The sequence below is a fragment of the Pseudomonas lactis genome, assembly GCF_001439845.1.
Classification (GTDB): Bacteria; Pseudomonadota; Gammaproteobacteria; order Pseudomonadales; family Pseudomonadaceae; genus Aquipseudomonas; species Aquipseudomonas lactis.
Genome location: NZ_JYLO01000003.1, coordinates 1 through 24685 on the forward strand (window position 1 = coordinate 1; position 24685 = coordinate 24685).

General features: G+C 61.0%; 20 protein-coding genes. 4 read left to right on the plus strand and 16 right to left on the minus strand.

Annotated elements, in window-relative coordinates:
• Positions 1 to 343 precede the first annotated feature (343 nt).
• Together TX24_RS05235 and TX24_RS05240 are read right to left on the minus strand one after the other, a co-directional pair.
• A complete protein-coding gene (locus TX24_RS05235) occupies positions 344 to 637 on the minus strand; it encodes a hypothetical protein (RefSeq protein ID WP_057709830.1) in 294 nt (97 codons plus the stop codon).
• 286 nt (positions 638 to 923) lie between these two features.
• Entirely contained in the window at positions 924 to 2339 is a 1416-nt protein-coding gene (locus TX24_RS05240) for a purine-cytosine permease family protein (protein ID WP_057709831.1), read from the minus strand.
• Between the two features lie 250 nt (positions 2340 to 2589).
• Between TX24_RS05240 and TX24_RS05245 the strand changes: the two genes are divergently transcribed.
• Complete coding sequence (locus TX24_RS05245; RefSeq protein ID WP_034135386.1) at positions 2590 to 3501, plus strand: LysR substrate-binding domain-containing protein; 912 nt, start codon at positions 2590 to 2592, stop codon at positions 3499 to 3501.
• A gap of 123 nt (positions 3502 to 3624) precedes the next feature.
• Here TX24_RS05245 and argE read toward each other — a convergent pair whose 3' ends face one another.
• The 4 genes from argE to TX24_RS05265 are packed head-to-tail and all read right to left on the minus strand — an operon-like array spanning position 3625 to position 7221.
• Complete coding sequence (argE, locus tag TX24_RS05250) at positions 3625 to 4770, minus strand: acetylornithine deacetylase (protein WP_057709832.1); 1146 nt, start codon at positions 4768 to 4770, stop codon at positions 3625 to 3627.
• Entirely contained in the window at positions 4767 to 5444 is a 678-nt protein-coding gene (locus tag TX24_RS05255; protein ID WP_057709833.1) for a DUF1028 domain-containing protein, read from the minus strand. The genes argE and TX24_RS05255 overlap by 4 nt, the downstream gene beginning before the upstream one ends.
• Positions 5445 to 5455: 11 nt before the next feature.
• A complete protein-coding gene (locus TX24_RS05260) occupies positions 5456 to 5866 on the minus strand; it encodes a RidA family protein (RefSeq protein WP_057709834.1) in 411 nt (136 codons plus the stop codon).
• Positions 5867 to 5889: 23 nt separating this feature from the next.
• On the minus strand, positions 5890 to 7221 hold the full coding sequence (locus TX24_RS05265; RefSeq protein WP_167348418.1) for a flavin-containing monooxygenase: 1332 nt from the start codon (positions 7219 to 7221) through the stop codon (positions 5890 to 5892).
• Positions 7222 to 7486: 265 nt separating this feature from the next.
• On the opposite strand from TX24_RS05265, the gene TX24_RS05270 reads away from it, so the two are divergent.
• Positions 7487 to 8074, plus strand: a complete 588-nt coding sequence (locus tag TX24_RS05270) for a LysE family translocator (protein WP_003190682.1) — start codon at positions 7487 to 7489, stop codon at positions 8072 to 8074.
• On the opposite strand, the gene TX24_RS05275 is transcribed toward TX24_RS05270, so the two are convergent.
• The 9 genes from TX24_RS05275 to gloB form a co-directional block, all read right to left on the minus strand.
• Positions 8016 to 8891 (minus strand): AraC family transcriptional regulator, encoded by an 876-nt coding sequence (locus TX24_RS05275; protein ID WP_003190684.1) that lies wholly within the window; start codon positions 8889 to 8891, stop codon positions 8016 to 8018. The genes TX24_RS05270 and TX24_RS05275 overlap by 59 nt on opposite strands.
• Positions 8892 to 8957: 66 nt before the next feature.
• Positions 8958 to 12416 (minus strand): hypothetical protein, encoded by a 3459-nt coding sequence (locus TX24_RS05280; RefSeq protein ID WP_057709836.1) that lies wholly within the window; start codon positions 12414 to 12416, stop codon positions 8958 to 8960.
• Between the two features lie 124 nt (positions 12417 to 12540).
• On the minus strand, positions 12541 to 14142 hold the full coding sequence (locus TX24_RS05285; RefSeq protein ID WP_057709837.1) for an ABC transporter ATP-binding protein: 1602 nt from the start codon (positions 14140 to 14142) through the stop codon (positions 12541 to 12543).
• A 1-nt stretch (position 14143) separates the two neighbouring features.
• Positions 14144 to 15163, minus strand: a complete 1020-nt coding sequence (locus TX24_RS05290; protein ID WP_003190688.1) for an ABC transporter permease — start codon at positions 15161 to 15163, stop codon at positions 14144 to 14146.
• A gap of 1 nt (position 15164) precedes the next feature.
• Positions 15165 to 16238, minus strand: coding sequence for a microcin C ABC transporter permease YejB (locus tag TX24_RS05295; RefSeq protein WP_034135393.1), 1074 nt, complete (start codon positions 16236 to 16238; stop codon positions 15165 to 15167).
• Positions 16239 to 18077 (minus strand): extracellular solute-binding protein, encoded by a 1839-nt coding sequence (locus TX24_RS05300; protein ID WP_034135394.1) that lies wholly within the window; start codon positions 18075 to 18077, stop codon positions 16239 to 16241.
• On the minus strand, positions 18074 to 19903 hold the full coding sequence (locus TX24_RS05305; protein ID WP_057709838.1) for an extracellular solute-binding protein: 1830 nt from the start codon (positions 19901 to 19903) through the stop codon (positions 18074 to 18076). The genes TX24_RS05300 and TX24_RS05305 overlap by 4 nt, the downstream gene beginning before the upstream one ends.
• 221 nt (positions 19904 to 20124) lie before the next feature.
• The gene (locus TX24_RS05310) at positions 20125 to 21525 is read right to left on the minus strand and encodes a transglycosylase SLT domain-containing protein (protein WP_057709839.1); all 1401 of its coding nucleotides are present in this window, start codon (positions 21523 to 21525) and stop codon (positions 20125 to 20127) included.
• A 98-nt stretch (positions 21526 to 21623) separates the two neighbouring features.
• Complete coding sequence (gene gloB, locus TX24_RS05315) at positions 21624 to 22391, minus strand: hydroxyacylglutathione hydrolase (RefSeq protein WP_057709840.1); 768 nt, start codon at positions 22389 to 22391, stop codon at positions 21624 to 21626.
• A 65-nt stretch (positions 22392 to 22456) separates the two neighbouring features.
• Between gloB and TX24_RS05320 the strand changes: the two genes are divergently transcribed.
• The gene (locus TX24_RS05320) at positions 22457 to 23215 is read left to right on the plus strand and encodes a class I SAM-dependent methyltransferase (protein WP_003190694.1); all 759 of its coding nucleotides are present in this window, start codon (positions 22457 to 22459) and stop codon (positions 23213 to 23215) included.
• A gap of 31 nt (positions 23216 to 23246) precedes the next feature.
• Positions 23247 to 23699: a ribonuclease HI gene (rnhA, locus tag TX24_RS05325; protein ID WP_003173571.1), complete on the plus strand. Its 453-nt coding sequence runs from the start codon at positions 23247 to 23249 to the stop codon at positions 23697 to 23699.
• A 1-nt stretch (position 23700) separates the two neighbouring features.
• Here the strand turns inward: rnhA and TX24_RS05330 are convergent, their stop codons facing one another.
• Positions 23701 to 24651, minus strand: a complete 951-nt coding sequence (locus tag TX24_RS05330) for a glycerophosphodiester phosphodiesterase family protein (RefSeq protein ID WP_057709841.1) — start codon at positions 24649 to 24651, stop codon at positions 23701 to 23703.
• Between the last annotated feature and the right edge of the window lie 34 nt (positions 24652 to 24685).

A 24685-nucleotide genomic window follows, 5' to 3' on the forward strand; every position in this document is an offset into this window, starting at 1 on the left:
GGCTCTTGCCCCACCACTCGGCACCTCGCTTAGGCTCGGTGTGCCCGTAATCCGCCAGTGATTTGGGGGGCCGCCGCCACGCGCCATCCATGGCGCGGGGCGGCTAAACCGGCATCCCTGCCGGTTTGCCCCCCAAATCCCTGTCGAATTCCGGCCAGCGTGGTTTGACGGGGCGCCTGAGATCAAAAGCAGATCAAGATCAAGAGCGGCTCGCTTCGCATCGTGGTTACCGCCTTTTGTAGGAGCGAGCAAGCTCGCTCCTACAAAAGGCAATGCGGGTAGGGTTGAGCTTCGCAAAAACCAGAAAACCCGCCGAGGCGGGTTTCTCACAACTTACAGCCCATCAAGCCACAGCAGGCGAATCAAGGCCGCGCTTTTCAATCACCGTAAACACATCCGCCACATCCTGGACCATGATCCGGGCGGTATTGGCGACGGTGTTGATATCGTGCTCGGCATAGTCCGATACGTTGGAGCAGGCCATCAAGTGCAGGTAGGCGAGTGCGGCGTTGAGGCGTTCGCTGGCGCAGGCGTGCAACTCGTTGAGCGGTGCGTCGCTGTCGATCAGCAGTACCGGATAGTCGGTTGCGGTTTGGGACATGGGGGTGAAGCGGCGGGGCGGGTGTTGATCAGTCATAGTAATGGTCCTTAAAAAAGAAAAAACACCACCGTTTTGCTGCGAAACAAATGGGTGGCAGCTGTGCGCGGGTTCGCAGACCGGGGGACCACTACCAGCACCCGGCAGACCAGAAGGTCTCCCACGCACAACCGCCATAAAACAAGAGGCAGCTGAAAATCTGCTGCGTCATGTTTGACGGTACTAGTAGTGATTTTGTAGGGCTGCGAAACCCCATCGCCGACCAATGCCAGCGACGGAGCGAACTATAAAGTGACCACCGCACAGGCGCAACCGACAGGATGTATCAAACCCCACCCACCAACTTCCCACTGTCCATCCGGCGCTTATACGCACTGTCCCGGCTCGCCAGCCAGAAGTACAACGGCGACGTCACCGCCAGCCCCACCACCCACGACAAGTCCGCGCCGTTGATGTGCTGCGAAATCGGCCCCACATACAGCGGCGTGTTCATGAACGGAATCTGCACCGCAATCCCCACCGCATACGCCAGCAACGCCTGTGGGTTGTACTTGCCGTAGATGCCGCCATCCACGCGGAAGATCGAGGCGATGTCGTACTTGCCTTTATGGATCGCATAGAAGTCGATGAGGTTGATCGCCGTCCAGGGCACCAGCACCACGAGCAGCACCAGCACCATGTCGACGAAGTGACCGATGAAGTCTTGGGAGGCAAACACCGCCGCAATCGAGCAGGCGGCCAGCACGATGATGGAGATCACTGCACGGCTTTTCGCAGTGGGGATCCAGCTGTAGGCGAAGGTCTGTACCAGGGTGATGATCGACAGCACCGCGCCGTACAGGTTGAGGGCGTTATGGCTGATCACGCTGAGCAAAAACAGCACCAGCATCAACGGGCCGATGGCGCCGGTGGCCAGTTTGACCGCGTCCATGGTGTCCATGCCCACCGGCGTGGCGAGCACCGCCACCGCGCCGAAGATGAAGGCCAGGCTCGACCCCAGCGCCGAGCCCAGGTAGGTAGTCCAGAAGGTGGCGGCCACCGGCACGTCGGCGGGCAGGTAGCGAGAGTAGTCCGACACGTAGGGCGCAAATGCGATTTGCCACAGCGCAGCCAGGGAAACGGTGGCCAGCCAACCGGAGATGTTGAAGCTGCCACGGGTTAGAAAATCGGTGGTCTGCACATGGGTGAAGATGTAGCCAAAGCCCAGCACAATGCCGGCGCCCAGCACCCAGGTGCCGATGCGGTTGAGTACGTGGATGAAGCGGTAGCCGATGATGCCGATAATCCCGGAACCGATGGCGCCGATAACGATGCCCACCGGCACAGGCACGGCGTCCACCACGCCATGCAGGGATTTACCGGCCAGCACGATGTTGGAGGCGAAGAAACCGATATACATCACCCCGGCAATCACCACCACCAGCAACGCGCCGAGGGAGCCGAACTGCGCGCGGCTCTGGATCATCTGCGGAATGCCCATCTGCGGGCCCTGGGCCGAGTGCAATGCCATCAACACACCGCCGACCAAATGGCCGACAAGGATGGCGACAATGCCCCACACCAGGTTGAGTTGGAACAGTTGTACACCCAGGGCGCCAGTGACGATCGGCAACGGCGCGATGTTGCCGCCGAACCACAGGGTGAACAGATCTCTTACCTTTCCATGGCGATCTTGCGGGGGCACGTATCCAATCGTGTGTTTTTCGATGAGCGGGGCGCTGGATGTTGCAGTGGTAACCATGACGAGCTCCAAGGCAAGGTGAGTACGTGGGCGTACTTCGCTGTGCGGCGCATGGGCGCCGCTTTGTTGTTGGAGTGATCATCTGCAATGGGCGCAGGCAGGTAAATTAGTAAGTTTGTTGCTATAGACCTTAAAAAAAGTATCTCGTGAGATTTTTTGCTCCGGTATGTTGCATGCACGTCAATGGCTTGAAAAACCGGTGTTTCTGCGCACTTGTTTGGGGCAAAACACCACGTTTAGGGAGGTGCCGATGGCAGTCTATAACCTGCGTCAGCTCAGATATTTTGTGACCACGGCCGAATGCGGCAGCGTTGCCGAGGCGTCGCGCAAGCTGTATATCGCCCAGCCGTCGGTGTCCACGGCGATCAAGCAACTGGAAGATAGCTTTGGCGTGCAGCTGTTTATCCGCCATCACGCCCAGGGCGTTTCCCTCACGCCCAGCGGCGCGCGCTTTTATCGCAAGGCGTTGGAGTTGTTGCGGGTGGCCCATGAGTTCGAGCAGAACGCCCTGGCCGATAACGATGTGGTGGCCGGGCAGATCGACATTGGCTGTTTTGAAACTGTGGCACCGTTGTACCTGCCACGCTTGATCGCCGGCTTCAAGGCGCGCTGGCCGGGTGTGGAGATCCGCATCCGCGATGGCGAGCAGCAGGAACTGGTGCAGGCACTGACGGCGGGCAGTATCGACGTGGCGATGCTGTTTGAGCACGACCTGGGCGGCACCATCGAGACCACGCCGCTGATGCCGCCCCAACAGCCCTATGCGCTGCTGCCCGCCGATCACCGCTTTGCCCAGCAGGCCAAGGTGTCCCTGGCCGACCTGGTGCTGGAGCCGATGATTTTGCTGGACGTGTTGCCCAGCCGTACCTACTTCGTGAGCATCTTCGAAGAGCGCGGGCTGACGCCGAATATCGTGTTCAGCTCGCCCTCCATCGAAATGGTGCGGGGCATGGTGGGGCGTGGGTTCGGGTTCTCGATCCTGGTGACCAAACCGTTCAGTGAGTACACCTATGATGGGCAGAAAGTGGTGTGCATTCCCTTGGCGGAAACGGTCACGGGGTCGGGGTTGTCGGCCGTCTGGCTACGCCGCGCACCTTTGACCAAACCGGTGCAGTTGTTTGTCGACTACTGCCGCGAAGAGCTTGCACGTTTGCTCGGCTGAATAGGGTAGGAGCGAGCTTGCTCGCGAAAAACTCATGGACGCCGCGTTTATCCAGGATGCACGCGTTATCGTTGACGTTTTTCGCGAGCAAGCTCGCTCCTACAGAGGGTGATGACCGAGTCTTCAGGTTGTGATAAAGCCTAACAACCGCTGCAACATGGCATCGCAGCCATCAAGCTGCTCCAGGCTCACAAACTCATCGGGCTTATGCCCTTGGTCCATGCTGCCTGGCCCGCACACCACGGTGGGAATTCCCGCCGCATCGAACAACCCGCCCTCGGTACCAAACGCCACGGTGCCGGAGTTCCGCGAGCCGCAAAACGCCGCAATCAACTGCGCCGCCTGGCTGCGCTCATCCGTGACCAGCCCTGGGTAGGCTGACAACTCGGTGAACCGAATCGAACTCTGTGTGCTGACCGCCTGCATGCGCGGCAACACCCGCTGCAGCGCGTAGGCCTGCAACTCTTCAGCCACTTCGCCCGGGTCCATGGAGGGCAGGGCGCGCACTTCAAAGTCAAAGCGGCAGTCGGCCGGCACGATATTCAAAGCCTTGCCGCCGTTGATCATGCCGGTCTGTACCGTGCTGAACGGCGGGTCAAAACGTGGGTCCTGCCGTGCGCGTAACCGCTGGCCAATGCGCCCCAGTTCACCGATCAATTCGGCGGCGTGTTCTATCGCATTCACACCCGAGGGCGCATAGGCCGAGTGGCACGCCTGGCCCTGCACATCGCAGCGCATCGCCAACTTGCCCTTGTGGCCCAGCACCGGTTTGAGTTCGGTCGGCTCGCCAATGATGCACAGCATCGGCTTGACCGGACGTTGTTCCAGAACCGCGAGCAGCGAGCGCACGCCCAGGCAGCCGACTTCTTCATCGTAGGACAGGGCGATATGCACCGGCAGGCGCAACGGCGCTTTGACCAACGCCGGCACCAACGCCAGCACGCAGGCGATATACCCCTTCATGTCGGCGGTGCCGCGTCCGAACAGCTTGCCATCACGCTCGGTCAGTGTGAACGGCGGCAGGGTCCACGGTTGCCCGTCCACCGGCACCACGTCGGTATGCCCCGACAGTACGATACCTGGCAGTTCCACCGGGCCGATGCTGGCAAACAGGTTAGCCTTGCTGCGTTGCGCGTTGTAGACCAGCTCGCTGGCCACGCCAAACCCGGCCAGGTAATCGCGCACATACTCGATCAATTGCAGGTTGGACTCGCGGCTGGTGGTGTCGAAGCCCACCAGGGTTTCCAGCAGTTCGCGGCTGCGGCTCATCGGTCGTCTCCGGCCACGCCGTAGCCGGGGGAGCGGTCGGGGGCGAGGGCGCGGTCGACATAGTCCTGCACCTGTGGGCGGTAGGCGTCCCAGAGTTTTTGCAATTCGCCAATCGGCGCATCGTCGGCCCAATCCACGCGCAAGTTGATGATCGGCCACGTCAACTCGCCCACCACCACCAGCGCGGCGGAGTGCACCGGGCCGGCTTCGCCACCGGCGGCGATGGCGGCATGCATCGCGGCCAGTAGACGGTCTGCGAGCTGGCCTTCGCCCTGTTCGAAAGCCGTGACCATCGCGGTGATCACTTCAGGGGCGGCGAGCATATTGCCCGCCGCCACGCATTGCTCGCCCGAAACCGCGTGATGGGTACCCAGGGTCTGGCTGCCGCTGAAATGCACGCTGCGGCCCAGATGGTCAATTGCCGTCAGTTGCCGGTACTGGCTGTAGCCGTTGCGGGTGAGCGCTTTGTCGACGGCGGCGGCGGGGGCCAGGCCCTGTTCCAGCCCGTCGAGGACGTCCGGGCCGAGAGCCGGCAAGGTGATGTTCTGGGTCGACACTGCGCCCACGCCGGGCCGCAGCCACGGGCAGCGGGCGCCCACGGCGATGCTCGATGAGCTGATGGCAACGCCCAGTTGGCCGGTCTCTGCACAACGGCCGACGATGGAAAAGGTCATGGCTAGCCTCCTTACTCTGGAATAACCGCGATCACATCAATTTCCATCAGCCACTGCGGCTGGCCCAGGGCCGAGACCACCAGCCCGGTGGAAATCGGGAACACGCCCTTGAGCCACTTGCCGACTTCCTGGTACACCGGCTCGCGGTAGCGTGGGTCGATCAAATAGGTGGTGGTCTTGACGATATGGCTGAGGTCGCTGCCGGCTTCTTCCAGCAGTTGCTTGACGTTCTTCATCGCCTGCTCGGCCTGGGCCCGTGGGTCGCCGAGGCCGACCAGGTTGCCGTCGAAATCAGTGCCCACCTGGCCGCGTACGTACACGGTGTTGCCGGCGCGCACGGCCTGGCATAGGTCGTTGTCCAGGCCCTGGTTGGGATAGGTTGCTTTGGTGTTGAACATGCGAATGCGAGTGTGGGTAGGCATCAAAAAACTCCAGGGAAAAGTGATCAGGCGCTGACAGGGGACTGGCGGCCAACCGGGGCGGCTTCGCGGTACTCAAGGTACTGACGCTGGATGGCGATATGGTCGGCCACGTATTTGGCGTCGTGCCACACGCCCCAGATAAACGACGAGCCACGCCGCGATTGCCACGGCAAACCGAGGAAGTAGATGCCCGCTTCGCTGGAGACACCGCGCTGGTGTTGCGGCTTGCCGGCGGCGTCGAAGGCGTCTACCTGCAACCAGCTGTAGTCCACGGCAAATCCGGTGGCCCAGATGATCGAGGTGATGCCGGCTTGCGCCAGGTCCAGCTCCAGGATCGGCTGCTTGATGCATTCAGCGTCAGGGAACACGCGACGTGCCTCGGGCTCCAGGGGCAGGTCGAGGCCGTTGCGCTCGATATAGGCGTCGGCCGCGTCCAGCAGGGTCAGGTAGTTCTCATCACCGCGCGCCAGGTTTTCCACCAGGTTGGGTTGGAACGTTGCCACCGTGCCGTTGAAAGCGTGGGTCAGGCCGACCAGGGTCATGCCTTGCTGGGCCAGCTCGCGAAAGTCGATGGTCTTGCCGCCGTGAGCGCCGCTCACGGCAATGGTGACGTGCTCGCGGCCGGGTTTCATCGCCGCCTGGTCCCACTCGCCCAATACGCCCAGCCACCAGCAGAAATCGCGGTTGCGATAGGCGCGAGGCGGGCGGTCATGGGCGCCAACCGACAGGTACACCTGGCGGCCGGAGCGCTGCAATTCGTCCGCAATTTGCACCCCGGACGAGCCAGCGCCCACCACCAATACAGCGCCCGCGGGCAGTTGCCCAGGGTTGCGATAGTCGGCGGAGTGGATCTGGTGCAGCACGGTGTTTTTGGGCGCTATGCCAGGAATCACCGGCTTCTGAAATGGCCCGGTGGCGGCCACCACGCGGTTGGCTTCGATCACGCCTTCGCTGGTGTGCACGGTAAAGCCGGGGCGGCCGATGTTGCGGACCACTGAGGTGACGTCCACGCCGGTGCGGATCGGCGCATTGAATTTACGGGCATAGGCTTCGAAGTAATCAGCGACGCGCTCTTTGGGCGCGAAGCCATCGGCGGGGACGTCATCGAATTCCAGGCCGGGGAAGCGGTCATGCCAGGCTGGGCCGTTGGCGACCAGCGAGTCCCAACGCCCGGTGCGCCAGCGCTCGGCGATGCGGCTGCGCTCCAACACCAGGTGCGGCACGCCTTGCTTGCTCAAATGCTCGCTCATGGCCACGCCAGCTTGACCTGCGCCAACCACCAGCGTGTCTATTTTTGTTATTGCTACAGTCATGTCTCTATCCTTGCGTAATGCAGTTGGATTCAGCTTGGGCATGACGTCAAGTTAGGGGGCAGGGAGTTATTAATAAAATATTATTAAGTTGGGAAGTGAGCATAAATATCGGATGCAGAAGAGAAGAAGGCCAGCCAACTGTGGAGCTGGCTTGCCTGCGATGGCGGCCTCAAAGCCGACACCTATCTACCTGATATCCACGATCCTCGCTCGTTCTGACAGACTAAGGGGCATTTTCTTCAATACCTCTCGTCTTTGTGCGCGTTACCGTGATCTCAACATCGTTGGCATCACACAAGGAATTGTAATGAGCTTGATTCTCTCCATGGCCGCTTTTGCCCTGGCCACGTCCATCACTCCCGGGCCTGTCAATGTGGTCGCGTTAAGTGCCGGCGCGCGTTTCGGTTTTGTCGCCAGCCAGAAACATGTGTTGGGCGCTGCCGTAGGTTTCACCTTGTTGTTGGTACTGATCGGCTTGGGGCTGCATGAAGTGCTGGTGCGTTGGCCGATCCTGATCCAATTGATCCGCTGGGGCGGGGTCGCGTTCTTGTTGTATATGGCGTGGAAGCTGGCGGTGGACGATGGCCGCCTGGACGCTGACGGTGCCCACACCGCGCCGTCGATGCTGTATGGCGCGATCATGCAGTGGCTCAACCCGAAAGCCTGGCTGGCGTGTGTGGCAGGCATGGGGTTGTTTGTGGCTGACGGCGATGCGGCGCAGGTGTGGTTGTTTGCCGCGCTTTACCTGGTGATCTGCTACCTCTCGGTGGCGTGCTGGGCGTATGCGGGGACGTTTTTGCGCCGCTATTTGAACAACCCGAAGGGTGTGCGCCTGTTCAACCGCTCAATGGCCGCGTTGCTGGCGGCCAGTGTGGGTTATTTGCTGATGGCTTGAGGTTCTCGCGGTACTGCCCCGGCGTGGCCGCAAAATGTTGTTTGAAGGTGCGCTGGAAGTGCGCCTGGTCGGCAAAGCCCGCGGCCAGGGCGACGTCGGCAATCAGCGCGCCATTGCGCAGTTGGCTGCGGGCGAACTGGATGCGCCGGTTGACCATGAAAGCGTGGGGCGTCAAGCCATAATACCGCTTGAACGCGCGGATCAGGTAAGACGGCGACAGGTCGGCGGCCTGGCAGATGTCTTCGAGTTTCAAGGCCTGTGTGCAGTAGGCACGAATGTAGTCGGCGGCGCGTTCCAGCTTATGGTTGACCTCGCGTACCGGCGTCAGCGAAGGGTTCAGGCGCTGTTGCACGTCGGTGAAGTAACTCACCAGCGTGCTCTGCTTTTGCAGCAGTTCGGCCTGATCATCCACTAGCGTGCGGTACAGTTCGAGCAAACCGTGGTACAGCGCAGTGTCGCGGGTATGGGGCGTGTCGAATGGCCGGTAGCCCTGGTCGGTACTGAACCCCAGTTGGTATTGCAGGTCGGTCAGCCAGGGCGTGTCGAGGTACAGCATGTAATAGGACCAGGGCTGGTCATGGATGGGGTTGCAGGCATGCACATCGCCGGGGTTCATCAGCACCACGGTGCCGGCGCTGATTTCGAAGGTGCGCGCGCCGTAGTGGTAATAGCTGCAGCCGGTGGTGATCGCACCGATGGAAAAGTGCTCGTGGGCATGCCGGGTATACGTGACCTTGCGCCCGTCGGCAATGGTGCGCGCCTCGATGAACGGCAGGCGTTCGTCGCGCCAGAAAAACGGTGCTGTAACGGCGGTCATGGACGGGCGCTCCCGGAAGGTAATCGAATGAGCAGGCCAGCAGCGTTATATAAAAAACGCGATTGTTCAAGCCTCCTGAGGTTCGAGCGCCAGGTCGCGCAGATAGTCGGCCCAGGGGTCACTGCCGTTGGCAGCTGCCTGCAGGCTAATCGGCAACTTGGCTTGCTGGCTCAAAGCCAAGCTGTCGTGCAACAAGTGCTGTTCGACAATAATCTTCGTCAGGGCGTAGCTGCGTGGTGAGTCCAAGGTGCGGGGGACGCGTCGGCCCAGGCTGTCTGCGCTGGGCAGCTTATGGTCGAGCATGTTGAGCACCAGGCTGGTATCAACAGCCGTCAGAGCGACCTTGGCCGGCGGCGTTCCGTGTGCATATGCCTGCCAGTCGAAGCGCATCCAGGCTTGGTGAGTGGCAGTGTCGACGGCTCGCATGACCTGGGTGTAGTTCAGCTCGCGTCTTGGGCGAATCAGCATCTGCCTGGGGAAGCATTCATAGAAGTACCGCTCAGTGAAATATGCGACATACACCAGCACAGCCAATCGACCCACCTCGGTAGAGTCGCGCGGCCCCCGTCGACTCACGCTGAAAAACTGCACATTGCCGTATTCCATGGCTTCACGCCGCGGTAAGGTCAGGTGCGACAGCCAATAACGAATGGATTCCCCGTAAGCGGCCTTCAACTGCTGCAGCTTCTTGTCAAAGGCGGTGGAAAATACGCTGTTGATCTGCCCCAGCAGATGAAAGCGCTTGGCCATTTCCCGGTATTTGATCGCCGGGTTCGAGGAGTGCCAGCGATTTGAGGCGGCGTCCAGGCTGCCAGCCATGTGCAAGTCGACGAACGAATACTTGGGGCCGGTATGTACATCCTCGAAACGACCCTCTTCTGAAAACGGCGAGTTTTCCGGCAGCCACATCAACAGGGGTGTTTCGAGCAGGGGGTTGCCGGGGTAGACCTTGCGCAGATCCTGCAGGGCGGTCTGGCGCAAAGTGACGATGGGCTGGGCAAATGTTCGCAGGGTTGACGCCAGGCGTGCACGTTGAAAATTGAGCGCTTGGCGTGCGGTGTTCAACGCCAGGGAACCGGTACGTGCCTGGGTGCCCAGTACGCCATTGGCCTCGGCCCAGTCCAGGACGGGGCCGGCTGCTTCGTGACTCTCCAGGAAGTTTTTCCACGTCCCCTCGGGGGGTAGGTAGGCCAGGCTCATGATCTGCTGATAGCTCAACTGACGAGACGACCCTTGCACGACCTTTTCCATATAGCTTACGTACTGGCGGAACAGCACCCAGGCCTGGGAGCTCTGGCAAGGGGTGGATTCGGGAATGTCGCGAACCAGCAAGTGTGGGCTTTTTCCGCAGAGCAGCAGGTGGGTGGCCAAGGCTGCGACCGGTGCGTTGAGCCCGTGCAGGCTGGCTTCGATCTGGTGGCGGGTGAAAGATGCGGATTCGCCCCAGTGGTAATCATCCTGCCAGTCGATGGAGTTGATACGGGTGGGATGCACGTGCGGCTCGGGATCAAGGCTCAAAATCAACGCGGCCAGGATCAGTGCGTTGCGACTGCCGCTCTCGGTGCTTTCACCGGCATGCCCGCCGTGCCAGTGCAGGGCGTTTGACAGGCGTTCACCCAGTTGTTGCGCCAAGGAGGACGCCAGCACGCGCATCAGGAGAAAGTCTGCTTCTGCGTGCACGTCGGCGACGGACTTGCCGGCCAGGTCGACCCCGCCAAGCACTTCAAACAGCAGACCGTCCTTGTCCGTCATGAATGCGTCGCTGATGGTCAAGACTTGTTGGCGTTCCGACGTCGACAGCTGCCACGCCGTCGCCTGCCAGCCGGTCGACGGTTTGAGAGCACGCCACCAGGCACGATCGCTGACTGACAGGGGCTGGATGACTTCCAGGCGCTGTAACGTGACGAGCGCTTCTTCCAATGTGCGGGGCAAACTGAAGTGGTAAAGCTTCAACGCCTGGGCGAGGGTCACCGTGTTGTCGGTGCGCAGATAGCCACCGGTCTTGGCTGCCAAATCCTGAAGTTGGCGTAACAGCGTCGCCAGCCTGGGTTGTTCCAGTACGGCATCGGTCAGTGATACCCATTTGCCGTCCAGGTCGCAGGCGCTAAGGCTGCCGGTGGCGCTCAGTATCATGTGGCTGGAGGGATCGATGCGCTTGCTAACGCGCAGGGCCAGGAAGGCTGAGTCGTCGGTCAGGACAGTTAATTGCCCGTAGGCTTTTTTCACGGTGGCCTCGAGGGCGTCCGGATCGGCGCTGATCAACCTGTCAAGGCCGTCGGGACTTAGCATCGCGCCATCGTCGATGGCCTTCGCCAGTGCAGTGTGCAACGTATGACGGTCGTTCAACACGCCGACATAGTGTTGATAACGGTACAGCTCGGCAAAGGAGCGCCTGGCGTTGAGTACCACCGGTACTGCCGGTTTGGGCACTTGGCGCAAGCGCCCGACAAGGGCGTTGATGGCCGAGACGCTCCAGGGCCGCTCGATGGCGTAGGCCTGCAATGCCGCAGCCACGCTGAGGCTATGATTGAGATAAAGATCCAGCCCCAACTGTTTGCTCAACGACACCAGCGTTTCCCAGCGGGCATCGTGATTGGCCGGGTCAAGGAAGCTCCACTCTTGCTCATTGTCAATGTGGGGCACCGCCAGTTGCTGGAGCTGGAAGTTGAAGTAAACGCCGGTTGTTGCTTGCGTGTTCGTGCCCAGATCGTTTTCATCCATGATCGCCTGCAGCAGGCTCGCTGCTTGTTTCAAGGTCCTGGCCAGTCGCGAATCGGACGTCAGTTGCAGGCGCGTGCGATAAATGTCCAGAGGCGAATAGGCCTCGCTGTCCAGGGTAATCAGAGCCAGAGCATCGGCCAGTTGCTGGCTGTCCTGGGACTGCTCGGTCAACTCAGCGTAGATCATTGACTTGCTGCGCCCATTATCGTCAAAGCCTGGAAAACGGCCCAGGGTCCTGAGTTCTTCGACAATTGTCTGGGCCTGTAGGTGATTGGCGGGCATCGGCAAGCCATGGAAGGCCAGTACCAGGTTCAACGGCCAGGTCAGGGTGATCGCCTGCGGCTGCGGGTCGATCAGCGGCAAACCCAGCCCCATCGGGTCGATTAGTTGGCTGATAAAAATAATCGGGTTGGCGTGGGCCCACCAGCCGGACGCGTCGGCCATCTTGAAGGTTTTGGGTTGGTTGCCCACGGTGGCGCTCAGGGTGCTGTTCTGGACCCGCAGGCTCTTGGGGGTAATGCCCTGAGCGTCGGCCCAGGCCCTGAACCCCTTGGCGTTGATGGATTTGCCGAAGGCTGCGCTCCATTGACCCAGCAATGACCCGGGGGCAATCGGTATGGGGTGTATGGGGGCTGCCAGGGCCTGGCTCGCGGGGGCGCAAAGCAGGCTGGTCAGTTGCTCGATCAGATTGCGGTCACCCTCCGTAAGCAAGGCCTGGCGCTCACTTACAAAGGTGCTCGTAGGTTTGAGCGTGACCGGCAGGGCGGTATCCCAGGTCAGGGCGAGGGCGTGAAAGTCTTCCATGAGTACGGTTCCGGTTTTGAGGGTAAAGCCGGATGTTGACAGTGGCGGTCGGCACCTTCGTAGCAGGGGTTTCCTGCAAGGCCGTGGCTTGTATCAGCCAGCACCGCGAGGGGCTGGCCTTTTGTCAGGCAGGTACGAGAAAGGCTGCCTTGAGCAACTGCCGGGTATACGCGTGCTGCGGGTCAGCAAAAATAGCCTGGGCATCGCCTTGCTCCACCACCTGGCCTTGCTTGACCACCATCAATTGGTGACTCAGCGCCTTGACCACCGCCAGGTCATGGCTGATAAACAGGTAGGTCAGGTTGTACTTGGCCTGCAAGCCGCGCAGCAACTCAACCACCTGGCGTTGTACCGTGCGGTCCAGGGCCGAGGTGGGTTCGTCCAGCAGGATCAGGCGTGGCTTGAGCACCAGCGCTCGGGCGATGGCGATGCGCTGGCGCTGGCCGCCGGAGAATTCATGGGGGTAGCGATGCCGGGATTCGGGGTCCAGGCCCACTTCCTTGAGCGCCGCGATAATCGCCGCTTCCTGTTCGGCGGGCGTGCCCATCTTGTGGATGCGCAAGCCCTCGCCGACGATTTCGCTGACGCACATGCGCGGGCTCAAACTGCCGAACGGGTCCTGGAACACCACCTGCATTTCCCGGCGCAACGGGCGCACCTGCTGTTGGCTGAGGCGGTCCAGTTGCTGGCCTTCGAAGCGAATTCCGCCCTGGCTGCCGATCAGGCGCAAAATCGCCAGGCCCAGGGTGGATTTGCCCGAGCCACTTTCACCCACGATGCCCAGGGTTTGCCCCTGGGGCAGGCTGAAATTGATGCCGTCCACGGCCTTGACGTAATCCACGGTGTTGCGCAAAAAGCCTTTCTTGATCGGAAACCAGACTTTCAGGTCGTCCACCTCCAGCAGCGGTGGGCCGACCTCATTACTGGCCGGACCGCCACTGGGCTCCGCCGCGAGCAGTTCCTGGGTGTAGGGATGCTGGGGCGACTGGAACAGCGTCTCGCAATCGGCCTGCTCCACGATGCAACCTTGCTGCATCACGCAAACGCGGTGGGCGATGCGCCGTACCAGGTTGAGGTCGTGGCTGATCAGCAACAGCGCCATGCCCAGCCGCGCCTGCAACTCCTTGAGCAATTCCAGAATCTTCAACTGCACGGTGACGTCGAGGGCGGTGGTCGGCTCGTCGGCGATCAACAGCTCAGGCTCGTTGGCCAATGCCATGGCGATCATCACCCGCTGGCGCTGGCCGCCGGACAGCTCGTGGGGCAACGCCCTGAGGCGTTTGTGGGGCTCGGGGATGCCCACCAGTTCCAGCAACTCCAACGTGCGCTGGGTGGCGACCTTGCCGGTCAGGCCCTTGTGCAGCCCGAGCACTTCGTTGATCTGTTTTTCGATGGAGTGCAGCGGGTTCAACGAGGTCATCGGCTCCTGGAAGATCATCGCAATACGATTGCCGCGTATATGCCGTAGGGTCTTCTCTTTGAGCGTCAGCAGGTCTTGCCCTGAATATTCGATGGTGCCAGACGGATGCCTTGCCAGAGGGTAGGGCAGCAGGCGCAGAATCGAATGGGCGGTGACCGATTTACCCGAACCGCTTTCGCCCACCAGCGCCAGGGTTTCGCCGCGCTTGATGTCGAAGCTCACGTGGTTGACCACCCGGTGATGATGCTCGCCGGTGACGAACTCGACACTGAGGTCGCGGATTTCGATCAGATTGTCCGGATTCATCTCATTTCCTCGGGTCGAACGCATCGCGAGCGGACTCGCCGATAAACACCAGCAGGCTCAACATGATCGCCAGCACCGCGAAAGCGCTCATGCCCAGCCACGGCGCTTGCAGGTTGGACTTGCCCTGGGCCACCAGCTCACCCAGCGACGGCGAACCTGCCGGCAGCCCGAAGCCGAGAAAATCCAGGGCGGTGAGGGTGCCAATGGCGCCGGTGAGGATGAAGGGCAGGAAGGTCATGGTCGAAACCATCGCATTGGGCAGGATGTGACGGAACATGATCGCGCCGTTCTGCATGCCCAACGCCCGCGCCGCGCGCACGTACTCCAGGTTGCGCCCGCGCAGGAACTCGGCGCGCACCACATCCACCAGGCTCATCCAGGAAAACAGCAGCATGATCCCCAGCAACCACCAGAAGTTGGGTTGCACGAAGCTGGCCAGGATGATCAGCAGGTAGAGCACCGGCAAGCCGGACCAGATTTCCAGGAAACGTTGCCCGGCCAGGTCGACCCAACCGCCATAAAAGCCCTGCAAGGCGCCGGCAATCACGCCGATGATCGAGCTGAGTATGGTCAGGGTCAGGGCAAAGAGCACCGACACGCGAAAGCCGTAGATCACCCGCGCGAGCACATCGCGCCCCTGGTCATCGGTGCCCAGCAGGTTGACCGAGGACGGCGGCGCCGGGGCCGGGACTTTCAGGTCGTAATTGATGCTCTGGTAGCTGAATGGAATCGGCGCCCACAAGGTCCAGGCGTCCTTGGCCTTGAGCAGTTCTTGGATGTAGGGGCTCTTGTAGTTGGCTTCCAACGGGAATTCACCGCCGAAGGTGGTCTCCGGGTAGCGCTTGAGCGCCGGGAAGTACCAACCGCCGTCGAAGTGCACCGCCAGGGGCTTGTCGTTGGCGATCAACTCGGCGCCCAGGCTCAGCACGAACAGCACCAGGAACAGCCACAGCGACCACCAGCCACGCTTGTTGGCCTTGAACCGCTCGAATCGGCGGCGATTGAGGGGGGACAGGTTCATCTCAATGCTCCCGGCTGGCAAAGTCGATACGCGGATCGACCAGGGTGTAGGTGAGGTCGCCGATCAGTTTCACGATCAGCCCCAGCAGGGTGAAGATAAACAGCGTGCCGAACACCACCGGGTAGTCACGGTTGATCGCCGCTTCAAAGCTCATCAGGCCCAGGCCGTCGAGGGAGAAGATCACTTCCACCAGCAACGAGCCGGTAAAGAAGATGCCAATGAAGGCCGAAGGGAAACCGGCGATCACCAGCAGCATGGCGTTGCGGAACACGTGGCCATACAGCACGCGCCTGTTGGTCAGGCCCTTGGCCTTGGCAGTGACCACGTACTGCTTGTTGATCTCGTCGAGAAAACTGTTCTTGGTCAGCAGGGTCATGGTCGCGAAGTTGCCGATCACCAGGGCGGTGACGGGCAGCGCCAGGTGCCAGAAGTAATCGAGGATCTTGCCGCCCCAGCTCAACTCGTCGAAGTTGTTGGACGTGAGCCCGCGCAACGGGAACCAGTCGAAATAACTACCACCGGCAAACACCACGATCAGCAAAATCGCAAACAGGAACGCCGGTATCGCATAGCCGACGATGATCGCCGAGCTGGTCCACACATCGAAATGGCTGCCGTGGCGCGTGGCTTTGGCGATCCCCAGGGGGATGGACACCAGGTACATGATCAGGGTGCTCCATAACCCCAGGGAAATGGACACCGGCATCTTCTCCTTGATCAGGTCGATGACCTTGGCGTCGCGGAAAAAGCTGTCACCGAAATCCAGCTGGGCGTAGTTCTTGACCATGATCCACAAGCGTTCCGGCGCCGACTTGTCGAAGCCGTACATCTTTTCGATTTCCTTGATCAGCGCCGGGTCCAGGCCCTGGGCGCCACGGTAGCTGGAGCCGGCCACCGCGACTTCGGCTCCGCCGCCGGCAATGCGGCTGGTGGCGCCGTCGAAGCCTTCGAGCTTGGCGATCATTTGCTCCACCGGGCCGCCGGGCGCGGCCTGGATGATGACGAAGTTGATCAGCAAGATCCCGAACAGTGTGGGGATGATCAGCAACAGGCGGCGAGCAATATAGGCCAGCATTCAATTGCCTCCGCTCGCCGCATCGGCGTTCTGTGTGGTGTCGAGGGATACCGCTGGTTTGACGTCGGGTTTAGCCCACCAGGTCGCGGTGCCGACGTCGTAGCGTGGCGAGACCTTGGGGTGGCCCAGGTGGTCCCAGTACGCGACGCGGAAGGTCTTGATGTGCCAGTTGGGAATCACGTAGTAACCAAACTGCAGCACACGATCCAGCGCCCTGGCGTGGGCGATCAGACTTTGGCGCGAACCGGCGTCGATCAACTCCTCCACCAACTGGTCGACGGCGGGGTCCTTGAGGCCCATGTAGTTGCGGCTGCCGGGCTTGTCGGCGCTGGAGGATTTCCAGAACTCGCGCTGCTCGTTACCCGGCGAGGTGGATTGCGGGAAGCTGCCCACCAGCATGTCGAAGTCGCGCGAGCGCAGGCGGTTGACGAACTGTGAGACGTCCACGCGACGAATTACCAGGTCGATGCCCAGGTCTGCCAGGTTGCGCTTGAACGGCAGGAGGATGCGCTCGAACTCGGTCTGGGCCAGCATGAACTCGATGGTCACGGGCTTGCCGGTGCTGTCGACCATTTTGTCGTCAACAATCTTCCAGCCTGCCTCTTGCAGCAGTTGGTAGGCCTCGCGCTGTTGGGTGCGGATCATGCCGCTGCCGTCGGTGTGGGACGGTTCGAAGGCCTGGGTGAAGACTTCGCCAGGGATCTTGTCACGCAGCGGCTCAAGGATCGCCAGTTCATCCGGGCCGGGTAGGCCGGTGGCGGCCATTTCCGAGTTTTCGAAATAGCTGCGGGTGCGGGTGTAGGCACCGTTGAACAACTGCTTGTTGCTCCATTCGAAATCCAGCAACAGGCTGATGGCCTTGCGCACCCGCACGTCTTGGAACATCGGCTTGCGCATGTTGAACACAAAACCCTGCATGCCAGTGGGGTTGCCGTTGGGGATTTCTTCCTTGATCAAGCGGCCTTCTTTCACCGCTGGAATGTTGTAGGCATTGGCCCAGTTCTTGGCGCTGAACTCCAGCCAGTAGTCGAACTGCCCGGCCTTCAAGGCTTCCAGGGAGACGGTGCTGTCGCGGTAGTAATCGGTGATGCGGGTATCGAAGTTGTAGAAGCCCTTATTGACCGGCAGGTCCTTGGCCCAATAATCCTTGACCCGCTCGTAGCGAATCATACGGCCTGGCTTGACCTCGGCCACCTGGTAAGGCCCGCTGCCCAGAGGGATTTCCAGGTTGCCCTTGGAAAAATCCCGGCTCGCCCACCAGTGTTTGGGCAGCACTGGCAACTGCCCCAGGATCAGCGGCAACTCGCGGTTGTTGGTGCGCTTGAACTTGAACAGCACGCGCAACGGGTCTTCGGCCACCACCTCATCGACGTCGGCGTAGTAGTTGCGGTACAGCGGGTTGCCTTCCTTGATCAGGGTCTGGAAGGTGAACACCACGTCTTCAGCGCGGATCGGGTGGCCGTCATGGAAGCGCGCTTCGGGGCGCAGGTAGAAGCGCACCCAGCTGTTGTCCGGGGCTTTTTCGATCTTGCCGGCCACCAGGCCGTATTCGGTGATGGGTTCGTCCAGGCTCTGCATGGCCAGGGTGTCGTAGATCAGCGGCAGGTTATCCGCCGGCACGCCCTTGCTGATGTAGGGGTTGAGGCTGTCGAAGCCGCCCATGGCCGATTCGCGGAAGGTGCCGCCCTTGGGGGCGTCGGGGTTTACGTAGTCAAAATGCTTGAAGTCGGCGGGGTACTTGGGGGGCTCGTTGTAGAGGGTCAGCGCATGTTGTGGCGCGGCGTGCGCCGCGGTGCACAGCAACAGGCTGGCGAGCAGGGTAGTACGCAAGGACATCATTGGGCTTTCTCCGAAGCTTTCAGCCACCACGCGCTCAGGCCCAGGCTATAGGGCGGCGTGGTGACGAAGGCGAACCGGTTGCGGTACGCCAGGCGATGATAGTTGAGGTACCAGTTGGGAATGCTGTAGTGCTGCCACAGCAGCACCCGGTCCAGGGCGCGGCCGGCGGCCAGTTGTTCTTCGCGGGTCTGCGCCGCCAGCAGTTGGTCCAGCAGGTGGTCGACCACCGGGTTGGCGATACCGGCGTAATTCTTGCTGCCCTTGATTGCGGCCTGGCTGGAGTGGAAGTACTGCCACTGCTCAAGGCCGGGGCTCAAGGTCTGGTTGAGGGTCATCAGAATCATGTCGAAATCGAATTGATCGAGGCGCTGTTTGTACTGTGCGCGGTCAACGGTGCGCAAGCGGGCGTCGATGCCGATGCGGGTCAGATTTTCGACATAAGGTTGCAGGATGCGCTCAAGGTTCGGGTTGACCAGCAGGATTTCCAGACGCAGCGGTTGCCCGTCCTTATCCAGTAGGCGCTGCCCCGACAGTTTCCAGCCGGCCTCGCCGAGCAGGGCCAGGGCCTGGCGCAGGGTTTCGCGGGGGATGCCGCGGCCGTCGGTGTGCGGCAGGTTGAACGGCTGGGTAAACAGCGCGGCCGGCAGTTGGTCGCGGTAGGGCGAGAGCATCAACCACTCATGGCCCACGGGCAGGCCGGTGGCCGAGAATTGACTGTTGGGGTAATAGCTCACCGAACGCTTATAGGCGCTGCTGAACAGCGTGCGGTTGGTCCATTCAAAATCGAACATCAACCCCAGGGCTTCGCGCACCTTGGCCTGGCTGAACGCCGGTCGCCGGGTATTCATGAACAGGCCCTGGCTTTGAGTGGGGATCTGATGGGCGATCTGCGCCTTGATCACATCGCCGCGGTTGACCGCCGGGAAGGTGTAGCCTGTGGCCCAGTTTTTGGCCTGATGCTCGATATAAATATCGAATTCACCGGCCTTGAAGGCTTCAAAGGCCACGTCACTGTCGCGATAGAACTCCACTTCGACCTTGTCGTAGTTATAGAAACCCTGGTTGACCGGCAGGTCTTTGCCCCAGTAATCCTTGACCCGTTCAAACACCAGTTGCCGCCCAGGCGCAACCTTGGTGATGCGATAAGGCCCACTGCCCAGGGGCGGCTCGAAGGTGGTGGCCTTGAAGTCACGGTTTTTCCAATAGTGCTGGGGCAGCACCGGCAACTCGCCCAGGCGCAGGATCAGCAAGGGGTTGCCGGCGCGCTTGAACACAAAGCGGATACGGTGAGGGTTGAGAATGTCGACCCGGGCCACTTCCTGCAGGTTGGTGCGGTACTGCGGGTGGCCTTCGGTCAGCAGGGTGCGATAGGAGAACGCTACGTCATCGGCGGTTATCGGCTTGCCGTCGTGAAAGCGCGCTTCGGGGCGCAGGTTGAATACCACCCAACTGCGGTCTTCGCTGTATTCCACCGACTGGGCGATCAGGCCATAACTGGAGGTGGGTTCATCTCCGGACGGCGCGTATTGCCCGGTGCCCACCATCAAGGGTTCATTGAGCTCGTTGACGCCGTACTGCAGGAAATTGGCGGTGGAAACCGGGCTTGAGCCCTTGAAGGTATAGGGGTTGAGCGTATCGAAGGTGCCAAATGCCATTACCCGCAATGTGCCGCCTTTTGGCGCTGCAGGGTTTACCCAATCGTAATGGGTGAATTTGGCCGGGTACTTGAGTGTGCCGAACTGCGCATAACCGTGGCTCTCGGTGATCGTCGCGTTCGCCGCAAAGCTCAAGGCCAGGCTTATTAGTAAAAGGAGGGGACGCTTCAAGTCAGAGATCCGATCCGGGCGGCTTGGGCTTTATGATCGGTACAGTAACAGCTTGTTCCGGTTGGAAAAAGGCTGTCGGGAAGGCCATGTTGCGGACTGCGAGCTATTGGGCGGTATGAAGGTCAAATGTGGGAGCTGGCTTGCCTGCGATAGCATCGACTCGGTGCCTGGGACATACACCGAGGTGTCTGCATCGCAGGCAAGCCAGCTCCTACATTGATTTATCTTGGCCCGGAAACCACCAGCATCTGGCCTGGCTTCAGTGCCTGGCCGGTGCGCGGGTTCCAACGCTTGAGATGTTGCATCTCGACGTTAAAGCGTTTGGCCACCATGTACAGCGAGTCACCTTTCTTGACCTTGTACTGCACCGGTTTTTTCGCCGCAACTTTGCGCGTGTCCTGCATCACCAGGGTCTGGCCGACCTTGAGAGCCTGGCCGTTGAGCTTGTTCCAGCGCTGCAGGTCATGCACATCGACCTTGTTGGCCTTGGCGATCAGTGTGAGGTTGTCGCCATTGCGTACCTTGTAGCTGCGGGTGCGCCCTGCAACGGCCTTGGTCTCGACTTCGTCGAACACCGGCTTTTTCGGGCGCATGCTCAGCAATTCTTCCGGCTTCATCGTCGAAAGGGTGCTGGTCAGCAGTTGGGCCTTGGAGGTCGGTACCAGCAGATGCTGGGGGCCGTCCAGGGTGGTGCGTTGTTTCAACGCCGGGTTGAGCTGGAACAGTTCGTCTTCGTCGATCTCGGCCAGCGCGGCAACCCGTGACAGGTCCATGCTTTGCTTGACTTCAACCACTTCGAAGTACGGCGTGTTGGCAATCGGGTTCAGGTTGACGCCGTAGGCTTCGGGCGCCAGTACCACCTGGGACAAGGCCAGGAACTTGGGCACATAGTCCTTGGTTTCCTGAGGCAGGGGCAGGTTCCAGTAGTCGGTGGGCAGGCCGAGCTTCTCGTTGCGCTCGATTGCCCGGCTGACCGTGCCTTCGCCGGCGTTATAGGCCGCCAGGGCCAGCAGCCAGTCGCCGTTGAACATGTCATGCAGACGCGTCAGATAGTCCAGGGCGGCGGTGGTGGAGGCGGTGATGTCGCGGCGGCCGTCGTAGGCGCGGGTCTGGCGCAGGTTGAAGTAGCGCCCGGTGGAGGGAATGAACTGCCACAAGCCGACCGCATCGCTGCGCGAATAGGCCATTGGGTTGTAGGCACTTTCAATCACTGGCAGGAGCGCCAGCTCCAGGGGCATGTTGCGTTCTTCAAGGCGTTCGACGATGTAATGAATGTAGAGGCTGCCGCGTTCGCCGGCATTCTCCAGAAAGGAGGGGTTGCTGGCGAACCACAGGCGCTGTTGCTCGATGCGCGGGTTGACGCCGACACCGTCCTGCAATTGAAAGCCCCGACGCATGCGTTCCCAGACATCCTGGGGCACTTCGGGGCTGGGCTTCTCTGATAGCCAAATAGGTTTTTGCTTGATCTTGGCAGCAAGATTCGGTTTGGGTTGCACGGTGGATTGTGCAGCGTAATGGGTCGATTGGCAGCCCGCCAGAGTTGCGGAAACGGCCACCGCCACGGCTTGAGCCAGGCGGGTCAATGCGTCTGAAGAAATGGATTTACGAATAGATGACGACATTGGCTGGAAGTAAGTTCCGGGCAAAAATGTCGGGCGATTCTAGAAAGCGCTTTGGTTCCGGTCAACCATTCAGAAATTACGTATCAGATTGCATCTGGTTAGAACTTATCTTTCCAAGCCCTCAAGCTAGCAAACACCTCGGCCCCAGAGCGGTTGTCGCGGCCGTTCCGTTCGTCCGCTTTTTGTTTAACGGATGTTTCAGCGGTGCGCAAAAATGGGTTAGTAAGTTTTTCCAGGGCCAGGTTGGATGGCAGCGTCATCTCGCCACGGGCGCGGAGTTGGGCGACATTTTCCACCCGTTCGGTGATGTCGGCGTTGTGCGGTTCCACGGCTTGGGCAAACTTGAGGTTACTTTGTGTGTACTCGTGGGTGCAGTACACCTGCGTATCGGCGGGCAGGGCGGCCAGGCGTTCCAGGGAGCTGTACATCTGTTCGGGCGTTCCCTCGAAGAGGCGACCGCAGCCGGCAGCAAACAAGGTATCGCCACACAGCAACACGCCTTGGTGGTAAAAGGCGATGTGGCCGAGGGTATGGCCTGGCACGGCGTACACGTCGAAGTCCCAGCCCAGCACGTTGATGTGGTCGTTGTCGTGCAAGGCCACATCCCGCGCCGGGATCTTTTCGTTGGCCGGGCCGTAGACCTTGGCGCCGGTGGCAGTTTTCAGTTGCTCGACACCGCCTACATGATCATGGTGATGGTGGGTGACCAGGATGTCGCTGAGGGTCCACGCCGCATTCTGCTTGAGCCAGGCCAGCACGGGCGCGGCATCGCCGGGGTCGACCACCGCGCAGCGTTGGGTGGTGGGGTCCTGTAACAACCAGATGTAGTTGTCGGTGAAGGCGGGTAGGGCACTGATCTGTATCACTCTTCGATTCGCCAAGCTGAACACATTGGTGCATCTTAGAACGTCTAGGCGAGTTGGAGAATGCAATGACTGATAAAGCGTTCGCCCAGGCCGATCCTGAGTGGCTGGCCCTGATCAGCGCGGCCCGCGAATGGTTGTCCGGGCCGATTGGGCAGTTTTTGCTGGAAGAAGAGCGGCGCATGCTCGAAGACGAGCTGGGCCGGTTCTTTGGTGGCTACCTGGTGCACTACGGCCCGTCAGCCGACACGCCGCCCTCGGCGCCGCAGGTGCAACGCAATGTGCGCCTGGGCGCGCCGTTGCCGGGGGTGGAAATCGTCTGCGAGGAACAGGCCTGGCCCTTGAGCGAACACGCCGCCGATGTGGTGGTGTTGCAGCATGGCCTGGATTTCTGCCTGTCACCCCACGGTTTGTTGCGCGAAGCGGCGAGCAGCGTGCGCCCTGGTGGCCATTTGCTGATTGTCGGCATCAACCCCTGGAGCAGTTGGGGCCTGCGCCGTGTGTTCGCCCATGACGGGTTGCGTCAGGCGCGTTGCATCGCGCCATCACGGGTGGGTGACTGGCTCAACCTGCTGGGCTTTGCGCTGGAGAAACGCCGCTTCGGGTGCTATCGTCCGCCGCTTGCGACTGCCAAGTGGCAGGGCCGCCTGGCCGGTTGGGAACGCCGCGCAGGGGCCTGGCAGCTGTCGGGTGGCGGCTTCTATTTATTGGTTGCACGCAAGATCGTGGTCGGGCTGCGACCGGTGCAACAAGTACGCCGCGAGCCGATCGGCAAGCTCGTGCCGATGCCGTTGGCCAAGGTCAACCGCGAACAACGCGAACCGTAAAACCTCTTTTTGATTTCAGGCCGAATAACCGATGACCGATAGCGTAGAACTCTTCACCGATGGCGCCTGCAAAGGCAACCCGGGCCCAGGCGGCTGGGGCGCTTTGCTGGTGTGCAAGGGCGTGGAGAAGGAACTGTGGGGCGGCGAAGCCAATACCACCAATAACCGCATGGAACTGATGGGCGCCATTCGCGGCCTCGAAGAACTCAAGCGGCGCTGCAACGTACTGCTGGTGACCGACTCGCAGTATGTGATGAAGGGCATCAACGAGTGGATGGTCAACTGGAAAAAACGCGGCTGGAAGACGGCGGCCAAGGAGCCGGTCAAGAACGCCGACCTGTGGCAATTGCTCGATGAGCAGTGCAACCGTCACGACATCACCTGGAAATGGGTACGCGGCCACATTGGCCACCCTGGCAACGAGCGCGCCGACCAATTGGCCAACCGTGGCGTGGATGAAGTGCGCGGCTACAAGCAGAGCTGAATCAGCGACACCGCAGCGGCCGTTCGAGCCGCTGCTTCACTGCCGCCATCTTGCGTGGCGAGTCCACCAGCACCGCATCGAGCTTCAGGCAGGCAGCAGCGCGATAATCGTCATCGTTGTTGACCCCAATCGCCAGAATATTCGACTCGCCGTTGGCGCGGAAACAGTCGACAGCCTGGGGCGTCCACAGCTTGGCATTCACCGCTGAACGGGCCTCGCCGAGGGTGAAGGTTTCCACCACATCCACTGTGCGCTGGTACTCGAATGCTACCCAACCGCCGGGTTGCGGAGGCGGTTTGCAACTGTTTGCCAGGGCGACATTGGCCAGGCGTTCACGGGTCTGGTCGCGGGATTCGAACAAGCGGGCCTTGGGATATTGGGCAAATGCTTGCTGGTAGCTGACGTCGGTGGAGTAGATCCACACGCGGTCCCAGGCGTGGTGCTGCTCCAATACGCGGGCGACAGCCGCGGCCTGGGGCGCAGCCGGCAGTGCTTTCATGTCGAGGATGATCGGGGTGTTGGCTGGAATCGCCGCCAATGCCTGCTGCAATGAGGGCAACGCTACGGCCTGGGTGCGATAAGGAAAGGTCACGCGGCCATCCGCTGCAGCTTGCTTGAACTGCCAGCCAGCGTTGAGTTGTTGCAACTGCGCCCAGGTTTTCTCTGCGACCGCGCCGCTACCCTGGGTATTGGCACTCAAGTCGGCGGGTCGGTACAACACGGGCACGTCGTCACGGCTCAGTTGCACGGTCAGCCACAGCATGTCGACGTTATGGTGCAAGGCGTTCTGAATCGCCAGTAGCGTGTTCTCCGGAAAGTCCGCCGTGCCACCTCGATGGGCTACGATCAGCGGCAGCTGGGGGCCTGCGATGTCGGGAGCTTGCGCAGTGGAACAGCCACCGAGCAGGAGGCTGGCCAATAGCAGCGCTGGCGTGTATCGAGCTTCAATCATTGAGGGGCACCTTTGGCAGCGGTGTCCGGCATAC

Excerpts from the sequence above, each read along its gene's own strand:
- TX24_RS05280 (WP_057709836.1), bottom strand. The coding sequence starts at position 12,416 with ATGGAAGACTTTCACGCCCTCGCCCTGACCTGGGATACCGCCCTGCCG.
- argE (WP_057709832.1), bottom strand. The coding sequence starts at position 4,770 with ATGAGCCGCAGCCGCGAACTGCTGGAAACCCTGGTGGGCTTCGACACC.
- TX24_RS05260 (WP_057709834.1), bottom strand. The coding sequence starts at position 5,866 with ATGCCTACCCACACTCGCATTCGCATGTTCAACACCAAAGCAACCTAT.
- TX24_RS05300 (WP_034135394.1), bottom strand. The coding sequence starts at position 18,077 with ATGATGTCCTTGCGTACTACCCTGCTCGCCAGCCTGTTGCTGTGCACC.
- TX24_RS05295 (WP_034135393.1), bottom strand. The coding sequence starts at position 16,238 with ATGCTGGCCTATATTGCTCGCCGCCTGTTGCTGATCATCCCCACACTG.
- rnhA (WP_003173571.1), top strand. The coding sequence starts at position 23,247 with ATGACCGATAGCGTAGAACTCTTCACCGATGGCGCCTGCAAAGGCAAC.
- TX24_RS05330 (WP_057709841.1), bottom strand. The coding sequence starts at position 24,651 with ATGATTGAAGCTCGATACACGCCAGCGCTGCTATTGGCCAGCCTCCTG.
- TX24_RS05290 (WP_003190688.1), bottom strand. The coding sequence starts at position 15,163 with ATGAACCTGTCCCCCCTCAATCGCCGCCGATTCGAGCGGTTCAAGGCC.
- TX24_RS05235 (WP_057709830.1), bottom strand. The coding sequence starts at position 637 with ATGACTGATCAACACCCGCCCCGCCGCTTCACCCCCATGTCCCAAACC.
- TX24_RS05255 (WP_057709833.1), bottom strand. The coding sequence starts at position 5,444 with ATGACCTTTTCCATCGTCGGCCGTTGTGCAGAGACCGGCCAACTGGGC.
- TX24_RS05245 (WP_034135386.1), top strand. The coding sequence starts at position 2,590 with ATGGCAGTCTATAACCTGCGTCAGCTCAGATATTTTGTGACCACGGCC.
- TX24_RS05285 (WP_057709837.1), bottom strand. The coding sequence starts at position 14,142 with ATGAATCCGGACAATCTGATCGAAATCCGCGACCTCAGTGTCGAGTTC.
- TX24_RS05310 (WP_057709839.1), bottom strand. The coding sequence starts at position 21,525 with ATGTCGTCATCTATTCGTAAATCCATTTCTTCAGACGCATTGACCCGC.
- TX24_RS05275 (WP_003190684.1), bottom strand. The coding sequence starts at position 8,891 with ATGACCGCCGTTACAGCACCGTTTTTCTGGCGCGACGAACGCCTGCCG.
- TX24_RS05265 (WP_167348418.1), bottom strand. The coding sequence starts at position 7,221 with ATGCCCAAGCTGAATCCAACTGCATTACGCAAGGATAGAGACATGACT.
- TX24_RS05320 (WP_003190694.1), top strand. The coding sequence starts at position 22,457 with ATGACTGATAAAGCGTTCGCCCAGGCCGATCCTGAGTGGCTGGCCCTG.
- TX24_RS05270 (WP_003190682.1), top strand. The coding sequence starts at position 7,487 with ATGAGCTTGATTCTCTCCATGGCCGCTTTTGCCCTGGCCACGTCCATC.
- TX24_RS05240 (WP_057709831.1), bottom strand. The coding sequence starts at position 2,339 with ATGGTTACCACTGCAACATCCAGCGCCCCGCTCATCGAAAAACACACG.